The organism is Gammaproteobacteria bacterium, from assembly GCA_016705365.1.
Lineage (GTDB): Bacteria > Pseudomonadota > Gammaproteobacteria > Pseudomonadales > UBA5518 > UBA5518.
On record JADIYI010000008.1, the window covers coordinates 1879555 to 1894964 of the forward strand.

At 65.3% G+C, this 15410-nt stretch carries 13 protein-coding genes; 9 read left to right on the top strand and 4 right to left on the bottom strand.

The features are described 5' to 3' along the window. Positions 1–29: 29 nt before the first annotated feature. From IPF49_16225 to trxA, 4 genes are all read left to right on the top strand, one after another. Positions 30–2183 (top strand): enoyl-CoA hydratase/isomerase family protein, encoded by a 2154-nt coding sequence (locus IPF49_16225; protein MBK6289147.1) that lies wholly within the window; start codon positions 30–32, stop codon positions 2181–2183. A 110-nt stretch (positions 2184–2293) separates the two neighbouring features. Then, complete coding sequence (locus IPF49_16230; protein ID MBK6289148.1) at positions 2294–2605, top strand: hypothetical protein; 312 nt, start codon at positions 2294–2296, stop codon at positions 2603–2605. Between the two features lie 36 nt (positions 2606–2641). Then, on the top strand, positions 2642–3142 hold the full coding sequence (locus tag IPF49_16235) for a thioredoxin family protein (GenBank protein ID MBK6289149.1): 501 nt from the start codon (positions 2642–2644) through the stop codon (positions 3140–3142). 29 nt (positions 3143–3171) lie between these two features. Continuing rightward, positions 3172–4026 carry a thioredoxin gene (gene trxA / locus IPF49_16240; protein ID MBK6289150.1) on the top strand — a complete coding sequence of 285 codons (855 nt, stop codon included), beginning with the start codon at positions 3172–3174 and terminating at the stop codon, positions 4024–4026. A 4-nt stretch (positions 4027–4030) separates the two neighbouring features. Here the strand turns inward: trxA and IPF49_16245 are convergent, their stop codons facing one another. Then, positions 4031–5359 (bottom strand): tRNA 5-hydroxyuridine modification protein YegQ, encoded by a 1329-nt coding sequence (locus tag IPF49_16245; protein ID MBK6289151.1) that lies wholly within the window; start codon positions 5357–5359, stop codon positions 4031–4033. A gap of 105 nt (positions 5360–5464) precedes the next feature. Between IPF49_16245 and IPF49_16250 the strand changes: the two genes are divergently transcribed. Continuing rightward, complete coding sequence (locus tag IPF49_16250) at positions 5465–5782, top strand: BolA/IbaG family iron-sulfur metabolism protein (protein ID MBK6289152.1); 318 nt, start codon at positions 5465–5467, stop codon at positions 5780–5782. A gap of 61 nt (positions 5783–5843) precedes the next feature. On the opposite strand, the gene ppk1 is transcribed toward IPF49_16250, so the two are convergent. Next, positions 5844–7913 carry a polyphosphate kinase 1 gene (ppk1, locus tag IPF49_16255; protein ID MBK6289153.1) on the bottom strand — a complete coding sequence of 690 codons (2070 nt, stop codon included), beginning with the start codon at positions 7911–7913 and terminating at the stop codon, positions 5844–5846. A gap of 181 nt (positions 7914–8094) precedes the next feature. Here ppk1 and IPF49_16260 point away from each other — a divergent pair, with 181 nt between their 5' ends. Genes IPF49_16260 through truD form a run of 3 tightly spaced genes read left to right on the top strand, consistent with a single transcriptional unit; the run spans position 8095 to position 11620 of the window. Next, positions 8095–9606, top strand: coding sequence for a Ppx/GppA family phosphatase (locus IPF49_16260; protein ID MBK6289154.1), 1512 nt, complete (start codon positions 8095–8097; stop codon positions 9604–9606). Beyond that, positions 9606–10571, top strand: coding sequence for a pyridoxal-phosphate dependent enzyme (locus IPF49_16265; GenBank protein MBK6289155.1), 966 nt, complete (start codon positions 9606–9608; stop codon positions 10569–10571). Before IPF49_16260 ends, IPF49_16265 begins: the two co-directional genes overlap by 1 nt. 32 nt (positions 10572–10603) lie before the next feature. Then, positions 10604–11620 (top strand): tRNA pseudouridine(13) synthase TruD, encoded by a 1017-nt coding sequence (gene truD / locus IPF49_16270; GenBank protein MBK6289156.1) that lies wholly within the window; start codon positions 10604–10606, stop codon positions 11618–11620. Between the two features lie 79 nt (positions 11621–11699). Here truD and IPF49_16275 read toward each other — a convergent pair whose 3' ends face one another. Beyond that, positions 11700–12092: a nuclear transport factor 2 family protein gene (locus IPF49_16275; protein MBK6289157.1), complete on the bottom strand. Its 393-nt coding sequence runs from the start codon at positions 12090–12092 to the stop codon at positions 11700–11702. 103 nt (positions 12093–12195) lie between these two features. On the opposite strand from IPF49_16275, the gene IPF49_16280 reads away from it, so the two are divergent. Continuing rightward, on the top strand, positions 12196–12678 hold the full coding sequence (locus IPF49_16280) for a thioredoxin family protein (GenBank protein ID MBK6289158.1): 483 nt from the start codon (positions 12196–12198) through the stop codon (positions 12676–12678). A 26-nt stretch (positions 12679–12704) separates the two neighbouring features. On the opposite strand, the gene IPF49_16285 is transcribed toward IPF49_16280, so the two are convergent. Next, positions 12705–15398, bottom strand: coding sequence for a GNAT family N-acetyltransferase (locus tag IPF49_16285; GenBank protein MBK6289159.1), 2694 nt, complete (start codon positions 15396–15398; stop codon positions 12705–12707). Positions 15399–15410: the final 12 nt, after the last annotated feature.

Below are 15410 nucleotides of genomic sequence, written 5' to 3' on the forward strand. Positions count from 1 at the left end.
GCGGCCCCCAGCGGAGAGAGCAGCAGATCATGGGATATATCAAACTCGAACAAACCGGCGACGGCATCGTGGAACTGGTTTTCGATCAGCCGGGCGCCAGCGTCAACACCATGGGCGTGGAATACGATGCGGCGATGCGCGCGGCCGTTGCCGAATTGCAGCGCCTGGTTGCAGCGGGCGGCGTGCGCGGGGTGTATCTGCGCTCGGGCAAGCCGGGACAGTTCTTTGCGGGCGGTGACATCAAGGAAATACTCGAGATGGATCTCGAGCCCGACGCCGTACGCAAGGCAGAGCTGTTCGAGGGCATTCTCGGTGCCCAGGCGACGCTGCGTGCGCTCGAGATGCTCGGCGTGCCGGTCGCGGTGGGCATCAACGGGGCGGCACTCGGCGGCGGTTTCGAGATTGCACTGGCTTGCCACTACCGCATCGCGATCGAAGGCGTGATGGTCGGACTTCCCGAGGCGCAGCTCGGGCTGATGCCCGGTGCCGGCGGTGTGGTGCGCACGACGCGCCTGATCGGGATGCAGGAAGCCATCGGCCTGGTCAGCCAGGGTAGCCGGCTGGCGGCGCGCAAGGCGCTGGAAAAAGGGCTGCTCGACGAAGTGGTTGCAGACGAGGCGCAAATGCACGCGCAGGCGCGGGCATGGTTGCTTGCCAATCCCGAGGCGCGCCAGCCCTGGGACCGGAAGGACTACCGGATGCCCGGCGGTGGCCCCGAGCACAAGGCGAACCAGGGCCTGTTGATGCTCGGCCCGGTCAATGTCATGAACCAGACCCGGGGGTTGATGCCGGCGCAGAAGGCCATTTTCGCCGCGGTGGCCGATACCGCGCGGGTGGATTTCGATACCGCGCTGAAAATCGAGGCGCGCTATTTCCTGAGCCTGCTGCTCGACCAGACCGCGCGCAACATGATGACGGCGTTCTTCGTGCAGATGTCGGCGATCAACAAGGGTTCGAGCCGGCCCGCCGCGGTGGCGCGGCGCACGTTCCGCACCCTGGGCATCATCGGTGCCGGACAGATGGGCGCGGGAATTGCCTATATGGCGGCGAGCAAGGGCCTGGACGTGGTGCTGAAGGACGTGGACCTGGCCGCGGCCGAACGTGGCAAGGAATATGCGCGCACGGCCAGCGAACGCAACAAGCGGCTCGACGATGCGGGCCGCGAGGCCCTGCTCGCACGCATCCGCCCGAGCGACAGCTATGAGGATCTCGGCGGCTGCGAGGCCGTGATCGAGGCGGTATTCGAGCGCCGCGCCATCAAGGCCACGGTGGTACGCGAACTCGAGGCGGTGCTCGGGCACGGTGCCCTGCTGGCATCGAACACTTCGGCGCTGCCGATCACCGAACTCGCCGAAGCTTCGGTGCGCCCGGCCAGTTTCATCGGCATGCATTTCTTTTCGCCGGCCGAGAAAATGCCGCTGGTCGAGATCATCTGCGGCGAACAGACCGGCGACGAGGCGCTGGCGATGGCTTTCGATCTGGCGCAGCAACTCGGCAAGACGCCGATCGTGGTCAACGACGCACCGGGATTTTTCACCTCGCGGGTGATCGCCAAAACGATTTCGCAGGGTGCGGAGATGGTGCTGGAGGGCATTGATCCGGTGCTGATCGAGGCGGCGGCACGGGCCAATGGCTCACCGGTGGGGCCGCTTGCCGCGATCGACGAGATCAGCCAGGAGACCGCTTACCGCAACGGCCTGCAGATGAAGGCCGATGTCGAGGCGCGCGGTGAGATCTGGCAGGAACAGCCGGCCGGTGAACTCATCCGGCGCATGGTCGAGGATTTCGGGCGCAAGGGCCGCCGCGCGGGTGGTGGCTATTACGATTACCCGGAATCCGGCAAGAAGCGGATCTGGCCCGGAATGCGCGAGCATTTCGCGCCAGATGGGCATCGCGTGATTCCGTTCGAGGACATCAGGGACCGCTTGCTGTACGCGCAGTGCACCGAAGCGGTGCGCGCGATGCAGGAGGGTGTCGTCTGCAGCGCTGCGGACGGCAATATCGGTTCGATCATGGGTATCGGCTTCCCGCCGCACACGGGTGGCGTGTTCCAGTACATCAATGCCTGCGGCCTGGCGCGTTTCATCGCGCGCGCACGTGAACTGGCCGCGTGCTACGGTGCCGACTTCGAGCCCCCGAAACTGTTGCTCGACAAGGCGGCGCGCGGCGAACCGTTTGTCTGACCCGTTTGGGCGTTTGTTGCCGAAGCCGGACAAATGCCCGGGCCGGGGGGTGGCGGTTTTGGGTTGTGCGCTTATAATTTGGCCAGAAACTTCGCCTCCGGCAGTATCCGATGGCCAGGAAAATCACCGATGGAAAAGCAGGCGCCAGCGCCAACCGACCCGGGTTGAAGGTGGTCGGCAAGAGCGATGATGTGCCTGATGGGCCGGGCGCCATATTTGGCGAGAAACGCAGTGGTCGTGACCGGCGCGAGGACGAGGAGCCGGTAAGCGACAGCCGTCGCCAGGCCAGCGAGCGTCGTACCCGCGCGGTCAAGCAGACCGCCTGGTGGCTGGAGCGCGATTATGTCGAGAGCCACCATTTTGTGCAGAAATCCTCCAGTTCGCGTACCCGCAAGCCGGTCGAGGACGATTCCGAGGACTGAACCCGGGGACATCCCGGCCTGACGGAGTTCCAGTGTATGTCGGTGGTCGATACCGCAATCCTGCCGCTGCGGCGCCTGCTGGTGCCTGCCGCCGTGGTGCTGCTGTTGTCCGCCTGCGCGCGTGCCACCTACGACGAGTTCCGTCCCTACGACGAGAAGGCCGACGCGAACGCCGCCATTGCCGCGCTGCTGGCCAACAATCCCGCACGCAAGCGTGTGCTGCTGACTTTCGGTGCCAACTGGTGCACGGATTCGCGCGCGCTGGAGAGTCATTATCAGAGCCCCGCGCTGACCGGGCTGCTGCAGCGCGAGTTCCTGGAATTGCATATCGACGTGGGCATGTCTCACCGCAACCTCGACATCACCGCGCGTTACGAGGATCCCATCGACAAGGGAATCCCGTCGGTGGTGCTGCTCGATCCCGAGGGCAATACCCTGTTCGTCAATCACGGGAAGTTGTCATCGGCGGCATCCATGAGCGATGCGGCAATCATGGACTTTTTCACCCGCCTGGCCGCCGCCGGCCGGGTCAACTGAACACACCGGATCCAACGGGAGCATTGTGGATGCCTGAACTGATGGTCGAGATCACACCCGCGAATGCGCAGCAGATGCTGATCGACGAGTCGCACCAGCGTCTGGTGCTGGTCGATTTCTGGGCGGACTGGTGCAGTCCCTGCAAGATGCTGCTGCCGATACTCGAAAAACTCACGCGCGAATACGCCGGCCAGGTGTTGCTTGCCAAGGTCAACTGCGACGAGCAGCAGGCGATCGCGGGCCAGTTCGGTGTGCGCAGCCTGCCGACGGTGATGTTGATGAAGGACGGGCAGCCGGTAGACGGCTTTGTCGGCGCGCAGCCGGAGCCGGCGGTGCGCGCCCTGCTCGAGAAACATCTGCCAAAGCCCTGGGATACGCTGTTCGCCGAAGCGCTGCGTTTGTTCGAGGCGGGCGATGTGGCCGGCGCCCTGCAGCCGGCGCGCGGGGCCTATGAAGAGTCGAAGCAACGCCCGGATATCGCCAGGCTGTATGCGCAGGTGCTGCTCGATCTGTCGCGGCTCGAGGAGGCACAGATCGTGCTCGATTCGATCCCGATGGTTGACCAGGACAGCGACTACGAGCGGCTGATCGCGGAGCTCGAGCTGAAGCAGCAGGCGGCCGATACGCCCGAGATCCAGGCGCTGCTGGAAGCCCAGGCGCGCGACCCCGACGACATGAATACCGCGTATCTGCTTGCGGTGCAGTACAGCCAGACGGGTCGCGCGCGCGAGGCGCTGGAACTGCTGATCGGCATCGTGCGCAAGGATCGCGAATTCCGCGACGGCGAGGCGCGCAAGACGCTGCTCGATATCATCCGCGCCCTCGGCAAGGGCGATCCGCTGGCCGCCGAGTACCAGCGCAAGCTGTTTGCGCTGATGTACTGAGGCCTCAAAGGTAGCGCGCGAGCATCGCGTAGCGCTCCCCGGGTGCCAGCACTGCCGTCTCGGGAATCGGAAACTGCACCACGTGCCCGGAACCCGGGGCATCGGTGCGGCGTTCGCCCTTTTCGTTGCTGAGTTCGTTCAGCGTGAACACGCAGTTGCCCCCGGTGGTCATCAGCTCGAGCTTGTCACCGACCTCGAAGCGGTTGTTCACCGATACGCTCAGCATGCCCCGGTCGCGGTCGATCGCGACGACCTCGCCAACAAACTGCTGGTAGTCCCCGCGCGACACGCCACGCTCGTAATTCTGGAATTCACCGGGCGGATGGCGGCGGTAGAAACCCTCGGTATAGCCACGGCTGGCGAGCTTCTCGAGTTCGTTCATCAGCTCCATGTCGAAGGCCTTGCCCGCGAGTGCGTCGTCGATGGCGCGGCGATAGGCTTGTGCGGTGCGCGCCACGTAATAATGTGACTTGGTGCGCCCCTCGATTTTCAGGCAATCGACGCCGATATCGATCAGCTGCTGCACGTGCTGGATGGCGCGCAGGTCCCTGGAGTTCATGATGTAGGTGCCGTGTTCGTCTTCGTAGGCCGGCATGTACTCTCCGGGACGACCCTCTTCCTGCAGCAGGTAGATCCGGTTGTCAGGCGCGGCAGGCTCTGGCACGGGTGGTGGCTGGTAGACGGCGAGCACATCGCCGGAAGCGGTTTCCTCGGCTTCGTGTGCCTGGTATTTCCAGCGACAGGTGTTGGTGCAGGCGCCCTGGTTCGAATCGCGGTGGGTGATGTAGCCCGAGAGCAGGCAGCGACCCGAGTAGGCGATGCACAGCGCTCCGTGCACGAAGACCTCGAGCTCGATGTCGGGGCATTCCTGGCGGATTTCCGCGACTTCCTCGAGCGACAGTTCGCGTGACAGGATGATGCGCGTGAGCCCCATCGTCTTCCAGAATTTCACGGTGGCCCAGTTGACCGCGTTGGCCTGAACCGAGAGATGGATCGGCATGTCGGGCCAGCGCTCGCGTACCATCATGATCAGCCCCGGGTCGGCCATGATCAGTGCATCGGGGCGCATTTCGATCACCGGCTCCATGTCGCGCAGGTAGCTGCGCAGCTTGTCGTTGTGCGGCGATACGTTGCTGGCGATGAAGAACTGCTTGCCGATATCATGTGCGTAGGCGACCGCCTCGGCGATGCGCTCGAGCTGGCTGAAATCGTTGTTGCGTACCCGCAGGCTGTAGCGCGGCTGCCCCGCGTAAACCGCGTCGGCACCGTAGGCGAATGCGTACTGCATCGACTTGAAAGTGCCGGCGGGAGAAAGGAGTTCGGGTGTTGGCATGAGGTGCAAACCTGCTTAGCACGAATACGCGAGGCCGGGTATTATCATGGAACGATGCCTGTGGAACCAGTGAAACAGGTCCGTCCGTCCCAGGAGAAGGAAACCATGCCGACCCGCGAAATCATTGAAACGAAGCTCGTTGCCGCCTTCGCTCCCGAGCACATCGAGGTGCTGAACGAGAGTCATCGACACAATGTTCCGGCGGGATCCGAGACCCACTTCAAGGTGGTGCTGGTCAGTGCCGCGTTCGAGGGCCGGCGCAGCGTGCAACGCCACCAGCAGGTCTATGCGGCGCTGAGCGAGCAACTCCAGGGCGGCGTGCATGCGCTGGCCCTGCACACCTGCACACCCGCCGAATGGCGCGGGCAAACGGGCGCCCCGGATTCACCGGACTGCATGGGTGGGGGCAAGCGCACCGGCTGAGCTGTCGGGGACCTGGCGAGCACGGTGCCAGCGCCCTGACCCGGGGCGGTTGCGGCTCCGCTCACTGCTCCCTGTCGAGCGCGGCCTGCTCGCGACGCTGGTCATCGCTGTAATAGCGGTGCAGCACTTCCTGCGAGCGCAACCGTCTCCGGGTTCCGCGCTCGCGGTAGTTGTTGTCCTGGTCCCCGGCCAGCAAGCGTGCCTTGACGTTGTCGGCCCACTGGGTGTCCATCAGGCGCTGGAGCCGGTGCTGCGCGGCTTCGTCGTAGATCGGTGCCGTGACCTCCACGCGATGATCGAGATTGCGGGTCATCAGGTCGGCCGACGAGATGTAGTAGCGCGGGCTGCCGCCATTGTGAAAGATGTAGATGCGGCTGTGCTCGAGAAAGCGATCGACGATGCTGATTACCTCGATGTTCTCGCTGTAGCCGTTCACGCCGGCGACCAGCGAGCACATGCCGCGCACGATCACGCGCACCTTCACCCCCGCCTGGTTCGCCTCGTAGAGGCGCAGGATGATTTCCTCGTCGACCAGGCTGTTGCACTTGAGGAATATCTCGGCGCGCTTGCCGGCGCGCGCGTTCAGCACCTCGGCGTGGATCAGGCGCAGAAAGGTCGAGCGGTTCGACAGCGGTGACACCGCGAGGTGACGGAACTTGTGGCGACGGTAGGTATGACGGATGAAATCGAACACGTTGCGCACGTCGACCGCAATCTCCTGGTTGGCGGTGAACAGGCTGATGTCGGTATAGATACGCGCGGTCTTCTCGTTGAAATTGCCGGTTCCGATATGCGCATAGTGGCGTAGATGCGCACCCTCCTGGCGGCTGACCAGGATCAGCTTGGAATGCACCTTCAACCCGGGAATGCCGAATATGACATGCACCCCCGCATCGGTCAGGCGCTCGGCCCAGCCGATGTTGGTGGCCTCGTCGAAGCGCGCGCGCAGCTCCACGATCGCGATCACCTCCTTGCCGTTCAGCGCCGCGCATATCAGCGAGCGTGCGATATGCGAGTCGCGCGCGACCCGGTACAGCGAGATCGAAATGGAGCGCACCGCGGGATCGAGTGCCGCGCTGCTGACCAGTTGCTCGGTGTAGCGGAACGAGTGATAGGGATAATTGAGCAGGACATCGCGTTCGCTGATGGCATCGAAGATATTCGGGTGATGGTCGATGCGTGGCACCTGCAATGGCAGCAGCGCGCGGTTCTCGAGCGCCTTCGAGCCGAGATTGGGGAAGTCGATGAAATCCTTTGAGTTGTGGTAGCGCGCCCCGGGCAGGACATTGTCATAACTGCCGAGACGCAGGCGCTTGACCAGGATGTCGAGCATGTCGCTCGGCATCCGCCGGTCATAGATCATGCGTACCGGATCGCCCATCTTGCGGCGCTTTTTCAGGCCGCTCGACAGCGCATCGACCAGGCTCTGGGTAATGCCCTCGCCGAGCTCGATCTCGGCATCGCGGGTCACCTTGAACGTATAGGCGTCCGCCTGCGCGATTTCGAACACGCCGCGGAAAATATCGCTCAGGCAGGCGCGGATGATGTTGTCGAGTACCAGGATGACCTGGCGCTGCGGCTGGGCGCTGGACGAGGGCAGCACCACGAACCGCGGCAGCCGGTCGGTCGGGATGTTCACGATCGCGTAGCGCACGCTCTGGTTCCCGAGCACGATGCGTGCGCCCAGGTAGATTGCGCCATCCTCGAGCTGCGGTGGTGCCATGGAGTCGGAAATGATGAGCGGCGCAAGCTCGGGCATCACCTTGCTGTAGAAATAGCGGGTCGCGAATGCGCGCTGCTGGGGGTCGAGCTGACGCTCGTCGACAAGATAGATGTTGTTGCTGCGCAGTTCGGCCATGCAGCCGAGATAGACGCGGTCGAAACGCTGTTGCAGATCGCCTACCGAGTCACGGATATCGTCGAGCATCCGCTCGTAGCCGGCTTTTTCCTTGCCCTTGGAAAATGCGGCGAGCCGGCGCACATCGGCAAATCGCACCCGGTAGAACTCGTCGAGATTGTTGGAGAATATCCCCATGAAGCGCACCCGCTCGATCAGTGGTACGTTCGGATCCTCGGCCTCCTGCAGCACCCGGGCATTGAACGAGAGCCAGCTCAGCTCCTTGGAGAGCATGGGAGGAGATTTCTTGCGTTTCGGCATCGAGATACCCTGGTAATTGAAAATACTCGCCCAGCGTTTACACTTGGCCGCCCGGTCGCCGAAGCCTGCGATTCGCGGATCCACAAAGTCACATAGCACGTTTTCATGACATTTTTATAACAGCGATCGCCATGAAGCCAGCGAAAACCCGCTTATGAGTCAGAATGCCGAATCGGTCTGCGCCGTGCTCGACCTGGGGTCCAACAGCTTTCATCTGCTGATCGGTCGGCTGGATGCGGGGCGCATCGTCACCGTCGATCGCCGCAAGGACACGGTACGCCTGGCGCAGGGCCTGGGAGCCGACGAGCTGCTCGATGAGGCGGTGATGGCGCGGGCGCTGGACAGTCTCGGCGTGTTCGCGGAGCAGTTGCGCAAGGTGCCGCGCGACAAGGTGCGCGTGGTCGGCACCAACACGCTGCGCGCGGCGCGCAATGCCGATGTGTTTCTCGAGCGGGCCGAGCGCGTGATTGGCGTGCCGATCGACGTGATCAGCGGACAGGAAGAAGGGCGTCTGATTTTCCTCGGGGTCGTCAAGGGGCATGCCAGCAACAGCGTACGGCGCCTGGTGATCGATATCGGCGGCGGCTCGACCGAGTTCATCGTCGGCAAGCGCACCGCCAAGCGGGTCGAGAGCCTGTTCATCGGCTGCGTCTCGCTCAGCGAGCGCTTTTTTCCCGAGCGCAAGATCAGCAGCGCGCGTTATCGGCGCGCATTGACCCTGGCGCGGGCGGAAATCCGGCATCTCGCGGATGGATACGGCGTGGGCCGCTGGGACGAGGTGGTCGGGAGTTCGGGCACCGTGCGTTATGTCGAGAGTGCGATCGACAAGTTGATGCCCTGCGATCACCTGGTCACCCGCGAAGGCATCGAGTGCGTGGCCGAGCACATGCTCGGTCTGAAAAAGACGGACGCACTGCAGGGTCTCGGCCTCAGCGCCGATCGGATTCCGGTGTTTCCGGGCGGCCTTGCGATCCTGCATGCGGCGTTTCTCGAGCTGGGGATCGAGCGCATGCACGTCTCGGACTATGCGCTGAAGGAAGGCGTGCTCTATGAACTGGCCGACCAGGGCGAGCACGAGGACACCCGGCGCAGAACCATCGATTACCTTTCCAAGCAGTTCGATATCGACCGGCGCCAGGCGGCGCGCGTCGAGCGCGTCGCGAAGTCGCTTTTGCCACAGGTCGCGGACCGGCTCGGCGTGGAACTCCGGTTCGCCCAGCAGGTGCTGGGCGCGGCGGCGCAACTGCACGAACTCGGTCTGACGATTTCGCACGGCGGTTACCACAGGCACGGGGCCTATGTGCTGGAAAACGCCGATATGCCGGGCTTCTCGCGCCGCGAGCAGAAGATGTTGAGCTTCCTGGTGCTCAATCACCGGCGCAAGCCACGCACGCCCGAAGTGAACACCTATCGCTTCAAACCGGACTGGGCGCTGGTGCTGGTGCTGCGTCTTGCCTGCCTGTTCAACCGTATCCGGGTCGATCAGCGCCTGCCGGCACTGCGCCTGCGTACGGCGCGCAAGGGTTGGAAACTCGAGATTCCCGCCGACTGGCTGCGCAAGCATCCGCTGGTCGAGGAAGACCTGCGTGCCGAGAGCGAGTTTCTCGCTGCGATCGGGACAACGTTGAAGATAGCAACCGTCAGGAACGCAGGTGGGGGCGGGTGATGCGCGGCAATGCGGAGTTGCCGGACCTGGCCATGTTGCAGTCCGCCTGGACGCGCATCAGGCCGTGGATTCATCGCACCCCGGTGCTGCGCAGTCGCACGCTGGATGCGATCAGCGGTGCCTCGCTGTTCTTCAAGGCCGAGCATCTGCAGAAAACCGGTGCCTTCAAGGCGCGAGGCGCCTGCAATGCCGTGATGGGTCTCGATGAGCGCGGCGCGGGCGCGGGCGTGGTGACCCATTCCTCGGGCAACCACGGCGCGGCGCTGGCGTGGGCCGCGCGCTTGCGCGGGATCGAGGCGCAGGTGGTGGTGCCGGTCAACGCCAATGCCGCGAAACGCGCCAATATCCTGCGCTACGGGGCTCGTATCGTTGATTGCGGACCCACGCTCGCGGCGCGCGAGGCGATGCTGGCCGAAGTTGCGGCGCGCAGTGGCGCGCAGGTGATACCTCCCTACGACGATGCGCGGGTAATCGCGGGGCAGGGCAGCGCGACCCTGGAGTTGCTCGCCACGGCACGCGATCTCGATGCCGTGATCGCACCGGTCGGCGGTGGCGGCTTGCTTGCGGGAACCGCGATCGCGGCCCGGGGCCTGCGCGCATCGCTGCGCGTGTTCGGGGCCGAGCCCGCGGGTGCCGACGATGCCTGTCGCTCGCTTGCCGCGGGCATCCGCCTGCCGCAAACCAGCCCGCAGACCATTGCCGACGGTTTGCGCGCCGGGCTCGGCGAACTGAATTTCCAGCTGATACGCCAGCATGTGGAAGCGGTGATCACGGTGAGCGATGCGCAGATCATCGCCGCGATGCGGCTGTTCTGGGAGATCGCCAAGCAGATCATCGAGCCCTCCTCGGCGACGGCGCTGGCGGCGGTTCTGGCCGAACCCCGGCTTTTTTCGGGCATGCGCGTTGGCCTGATCCTCAGCGGTGGCAATGTCGATCTCGATCAGTTGCCGTGGCAGGCGCAGTGAGCAGCGCGGGGTCCGGTCAGCGGCGCCCGCGGGTGGGCACCGCCGCCGGCAGCGGCCGGATTCGCAGCGAGGCGGCGGATTTCGCGGTCGACGAATGGATCGAGATGCAGCCCGAGGGCAGCGGAGAGCATCTGTGGCTGCGGGTGCGCAAGACGGGCGAGAACACCGGGCACGTGGCGCAACTGCTGGCGCAGGCCGCCGGTGTGGCGCCGCGCGCGGTCGGTTATGCGGGGCGCAAGGACAGACATGCCGTTGCGACGCAGTGGTTCAGCGTGCAGTTGCCGGGGCGCGCGGACCCGCCGCGCTGGAACCTGCCGCCGACGGTGGAAATCCTCGAGTCGGTGCGGCGCCTGCGCAAATTGCAGGTGGGTGGACTGCGTGGCAACCGGTTCCGGATCGTGGTGCGCGGCTTTGCGGGCGATCGGGCGCTGCTCGACACCCGCCTCGCTGCGATCGGCCTGCAGGGGGTGCCCAATTATTTCGGCGTGCAGCGTTTTGGTCGCGGTGACGGCAACCTTGCGCAGGCGCGCGCCTGGTTCGGTGGCGGGGCCGAGGTGCGCGAGCGCAAGCTGCGCGGCCTGCTGATCTCGGCTGCGCGTGCGGAGATCTTCAACTCGATTCTGGCGGCGCGGGTCGTCGACGGGTCGTGGTGCATGGCGTTGGCGGGCGACTTGATGATGCTCGAGGGTCGCGGCAGCTTTTTTGCGCTCGATGAGCCGGACGCGCTGATGCTCGAACGTGTGGTGCGTGGCGAGATCCACCCCAGCGGTGCGTTGTGGGGGCGCTCTCGGCCGGCTAGCGCCGGGCGGGTTGGCGAACTCGAGTGCCGGCTGGCCGCCGAGCATGCGGATCTGGCGGGCGGACTGGAGCGTGTCGGGCTGCAGCAGGAGCGCCGGGCCTTGCGCCTGATGCCGCATGATCTGGCCTGGGAGTGGCTCGATCCGGCCACCCTGCGCATCGATTTTCGGCTCAACGCCGGCTGCTATGCCACCTCCGTGCTCGACGAAGTGCTGGACTGCACCGACGCCGGTGCGGCGCCCGGCGCCTGAACGCGCCGGTCTCAGGGCCCTGGAGCGCGCGGCGTGCCCGGCTGCGGGGCGCGCATATCGTATTTGAGTACGAAGTACGTCATCCCATCGCCACCAGCCGGTGCTGTAGCTTCCATCCCTCCGGGTAGCGTCCGAGCTGATCGAGGTAACGGCCGAATCCAAGCGGCGTGATCACGCCGTCCTTGACCGACAGCACCTGCAGATAGGAGGAGGATTTCGCCCGGTCGCCGTCTCCCTCGATCACGATGTTGCTGATAACATGCCGCGCCGAGGAATTGTTCTCGCGGCTCAACTTGAAGAATGCGATGATCGAGTCGACGCCTTCGAAGCGCAGCTCCATCGCCGGGACCTCGAATATGCCGTCGCTGGCGAACATCTCGCGCATGCGCTCGGGAGGGTTGTAGTCGGCATTGTGGCAGTAGCGTTCGAGCAGTTCCTGTATCGCGAGCCGGTCCGGGATGTCGAGTGCCATGGTCAGTCTCCGGTTGAGCTTTGGCTGGTGTATCCACGCTGTGGATTGTAAGGGCAAAAGAATGCTTTCGAAGCTTACAGTTTTGGCATGTGCGCGGCACCTGGTGTCTTGCGCGCTGCTTGCGCTGACACTGGCTGCCTCGCCCGCGGCCGGCGCCGACGATGAGCTGCTCCGGGCGTTACCCGCGTACGCCACGGCATTTGATACCGGGCGCGATCCCCAGGCCGATCTGGTGGCCGCGCGGGCGGGCGCGGCCGCCGCCGGGCACCGGGTGCTGGTGATGGTGGGCGGCGACTGGTGCGTGTGGTGTTTCCTGCTCGACAGACACCTGAAAATGGACCCCGAGGCAGCACGACTTTTCTATGGCGGTTTCGAGGTGCTGCGTGTCTATTACGGCGACGACAATACCAACCAGGACTTCCTGGCCCGATTTCCGGAGTTTCACCTGTTCCCGCATTTCTTCGTCGTCGACAGCGCGGGCAGTGTGCTGGCATCGATCGACGCCGACGTGATCATCGGGGATGCGCGCTACGATACCGCGCTGATCCGCGAGCTGGTGCACCAGTGGGGGCCGGCGTCGCGCTGAGGGACGATGCGGCCTGTGTCCGCGGCTCATGCGGGCGCCGTGTCAGCGAGTTGCAGGCGCACCGTGACCACGCTCTGGTCCCTCGGGTGCGTCTCGAGGTGAAAACCGAGCGTCCTGCACAGACCCAGCATGGCGGTATTGTGGCTCAGGACCTCGCCGAATATCTCGCCGATCCCGCGTCCGCGCGCATAGGCGATGATGCGTCGCATCAGCAGCGTACCAAGCCCCTTGCCGGTCATGTCATGGTTCACCAGGATGGCGTACTCCGCACGTTGCATGTCGGGGTCGCAGACGATGGTGACCGAGCCGTGGATCTCGCCGCTACCGGGTGCTCCGTGATCGGTGAGGACCAGGGCCATCTGGCGGTCATAATCGATCTGCGTGAAGCGCGCTGCCATCGTGTGCGAGAGCATTTTCAGCGGCGCGAAAAAGCGCAGGTAGACCTCCTCGGGGGTGAGTTTCCTGAACGCACGCTGCAGCGCGGGTTCGTCTTCGGGGCGTACCGGGCGCAGCCACAGGCACCGTCCGTCGGCAAGCCTCACATCCTCCTCGAGTTCGCGCGGGTAGGGCTTGATCGCGAGACGCTCGGTGCCGCGCGCGGCGGAAGGTGCAATGCGGATGCGCGCATCGAGTGCGATCACCCCGTCTTCGTCGGCCAGCAACGGGTTGATGTCGAGTTCGGCGATCTCGGCGCAGTCGCCCACCAGCAGCGAGAGCTTTACCAGGGTGAGCGCGATGGCTTCGAGATTCGCCCCGGGCAGACCGCGCGCGCCGGCCAGCAGCCGCGCGATGCGCGTGCCCCCGATCATTGCGCGTGCCAGCTGCATGTTGAGCGGCGGCAGTGCGAGTGTGCGATCGTCGATCACTTCCACCGCCGTGCCGCCCTGGCCGAATACCAGTACCGGCCCGAACTGCGGGTCGCAACTCATGCCGATGATCAACTCGTAGGCACCCCTGCGGTGCACCATCGGTTCCACGCTGAAGCCTTCCAGACGCGCCTGCGGCAGTCGCGCCCGGATGTTCGTCTGCATTGCCTCGGCCGCGGCTTCCGTGGCGCGGGCGCCGACCAGGTCGAGAACCACGCCGCCCACATCGGTCTTGTGCGGGATATCGGGTGAGCGGATCTTCAGTGCGACCGTGGTGCCGATGCGTTGCGCCACCTCGCCTGCTTCGCGCGGGGTCAGCACATAGTCCGCGTTCACCAGCTCGATGCCATAGGCGTGCAGCACCGCACGGGTGTCGGCGGCACTCAGCCACGGGCGTCCGCCAGCCAGCGCCGTCGCGATGATCTCGCGGATGCCGGCGTAGCCCGCCATGCGCAGTTCGGGCGCGGAATCCGGTGTTTCCATCAGGGTCCGCTGGCCGCGCGCATGCTTGACGGCGTGCATGAAGCCGCGCACCGCCTGTTCCGGTGTCGGGTAGCTGGGGATGCCGGCCTCGCTGAATATATCGTCCGCGCGCTGCGCGCCGCTGCCGCCGACCCAGCTCGCGAGCACGGCCGGTGCAGGCCGGGAACCGAGCGCCTCGCAGAGAGCTTGCGCGGTGTCTTCGCCCGGGCAGACCGCGGTGGGGCAGTGAATCGCGAGCAGCGCATCGACGCGCGGGTCGCTGGCGACGATTGCCGCAGCGCGCGCGAAGCGCTCGGGATCGGCGTCGCCGATGATGTCCACCGGGTTGGCATGTGACCAGTTCGCGGGCAGCAGCGCGTCGAGTGCCTCGATCGTCGCCTCTGACAGCGTGGCCAGGGTGCCGTCGGTCGCGGCTAGCGCATCGGCGGCAAGCACCGCCATGCCGCCGCCGTTGGTCAGGATGGCGAGTTGCTCGCCGCGCAGCTTGCCGATGTGCGCGAGCGTTTCCGCGGCATTGAACAGTTCCTGCAGCGTATAGACGCGGACCATTCCGGTGCGCTCGAACACCGCGTCGTAGACCGCGTCGCGCCCCATCAGCGCGCCGGTGTGGGTGCTCGCGGCGCGTGCCCCGGTGGCGAACCTTCCTCCCTTCACCACGATCACGGGTTTCATGCGCGCTGCCGCGCGTGCGGCGGACACGAACTTGCGCGCACCGGTCACGGCCTCCATGTAGAGCAGGATCGCGCCGGTATCGGCGTCGTTGGCGAGGTAGTCGAGCATGTCGCCGAAATCGACATCGCTCATGTCGCCCAGCGACACGACGTGCGAAAAGCCGATGTCGCGCGCCTGCGCCCAATCGATCATCGCGGTCACGATGGCGCCCGACTGGGTCACGAATGCCAGTTTCCCGCGGCGCGCGGGCAAGTGCGAGAAGCTGGCATTGAGTGATATCGAGGGCGCCATCAGGCCAAGGCAGTTCGGACCCACGATGCGCAACATGTGCGGGCGCGCGGCGTCGAGCATGCGGGCGTGGGCCGCCGCGGCTTCCTCGCCGTGGCCGAGAACCGCGCTGATCACGACCGCGGCGCGCGTGCCGCGTGCGCCGAGCTCGGCGATGATGTCCGGCACGCTGGCGAACGGGGTTGCGATCAGCGCCAGGTCGGGTGCCGCGGGCAGTGCCGCGATATCGGCGAAACAGGGAATTCCGTGCACCTCCGTGTAGCGGGGGTTCACGGCCCACAATTCGCCCGTGAAGCCGCCCTGAAGCACGTTCTGGCTGATCACGCTGCCGATGCTGCCGGCGCTTTCGCTGGCGCCGATGATCGCGACGCTGCGAGCGTCAAACAGCTTCTCGAGATTGCGAATTGTCATGGCAGGTCCGGC

Bases quoted from the DNA above. Each gene is read 5' to 3' on its own strand.
- IPF49_16275 (MBK6289157.1), bottom strand. From the start codon at position 12,092: ATGGCACTCGACATCCCGGACCGGCTCGCGATACAGGAACTGCTCGAA.
- IPF49_16250 (MBK6289152.1), top strand. From the start codon at position 5,465: ATGCCGACCCGCGAAATCATTGAAACGAAGCTCGTTGCCGCCTTCGCT.
- ppk1 (MBK6289153.1), bottom strand. From the start codon at position 7,913: ATGCTCTCCAAGGAGCTGAGCTGGCTCTCGTTCAATGCCCGGGTGCTG.
- IPF49_16285 (MBK6289159.1), bottom strand. From the start codon at position 15,398: ATGACAATTCGCAATCTCGAGAAGCTGTTTGACGCTCGCAGCGTCGCG.
- IPF49_16235 (MBK6289149.1), top strand. From the start codon at position 2,642: ATGTCGGTGGTCGATACCGCAATCCTGCCGCTGCGGCGCCTGCTGGTG.
- IPF49_16245 (MBK6289151.1), bottom strand. From the start codon at position 5,359: ATGCCAACACCCGAACTCCTTTCTCCCGCCGGCACTTTCAAGTCGATG.
- IPF49_16265 (MBK6289155.1), top strand. From the start codon at position 9,606: ATGCGCGGCAATGCGGAGTTGCCGGACCTGGCCATGTTGCAGTCCGCC.
- IPF49_16230 (MBK6289148.1), top strand. From the start codon at position 2,294: ATGGCCAGGAAAATCACCGATGGAAAAGCAGGCGCCAGCGCCAACCGA.
- IPF49_16225 (MBK6289147.1), top strand. From the start codon at position 30: ATGGGATATATCAAACTCGAACAAACCGGCGACGGCATCGTGGAACTG.
- trxA (MBK6289150.1), top strand. From the start codon at position 3,172: ATGCCTGAACTGATGGTCGAGATCACACCCGCGAATGCGCAGCAGATG.
- IPF49_16260 (MBK6289154.1), top strand. From the start codon at position 8,095: ATGAGTCAGAATGCCGAATCGGTCTGCGCCGTGCTCGACCTGGGGTCC.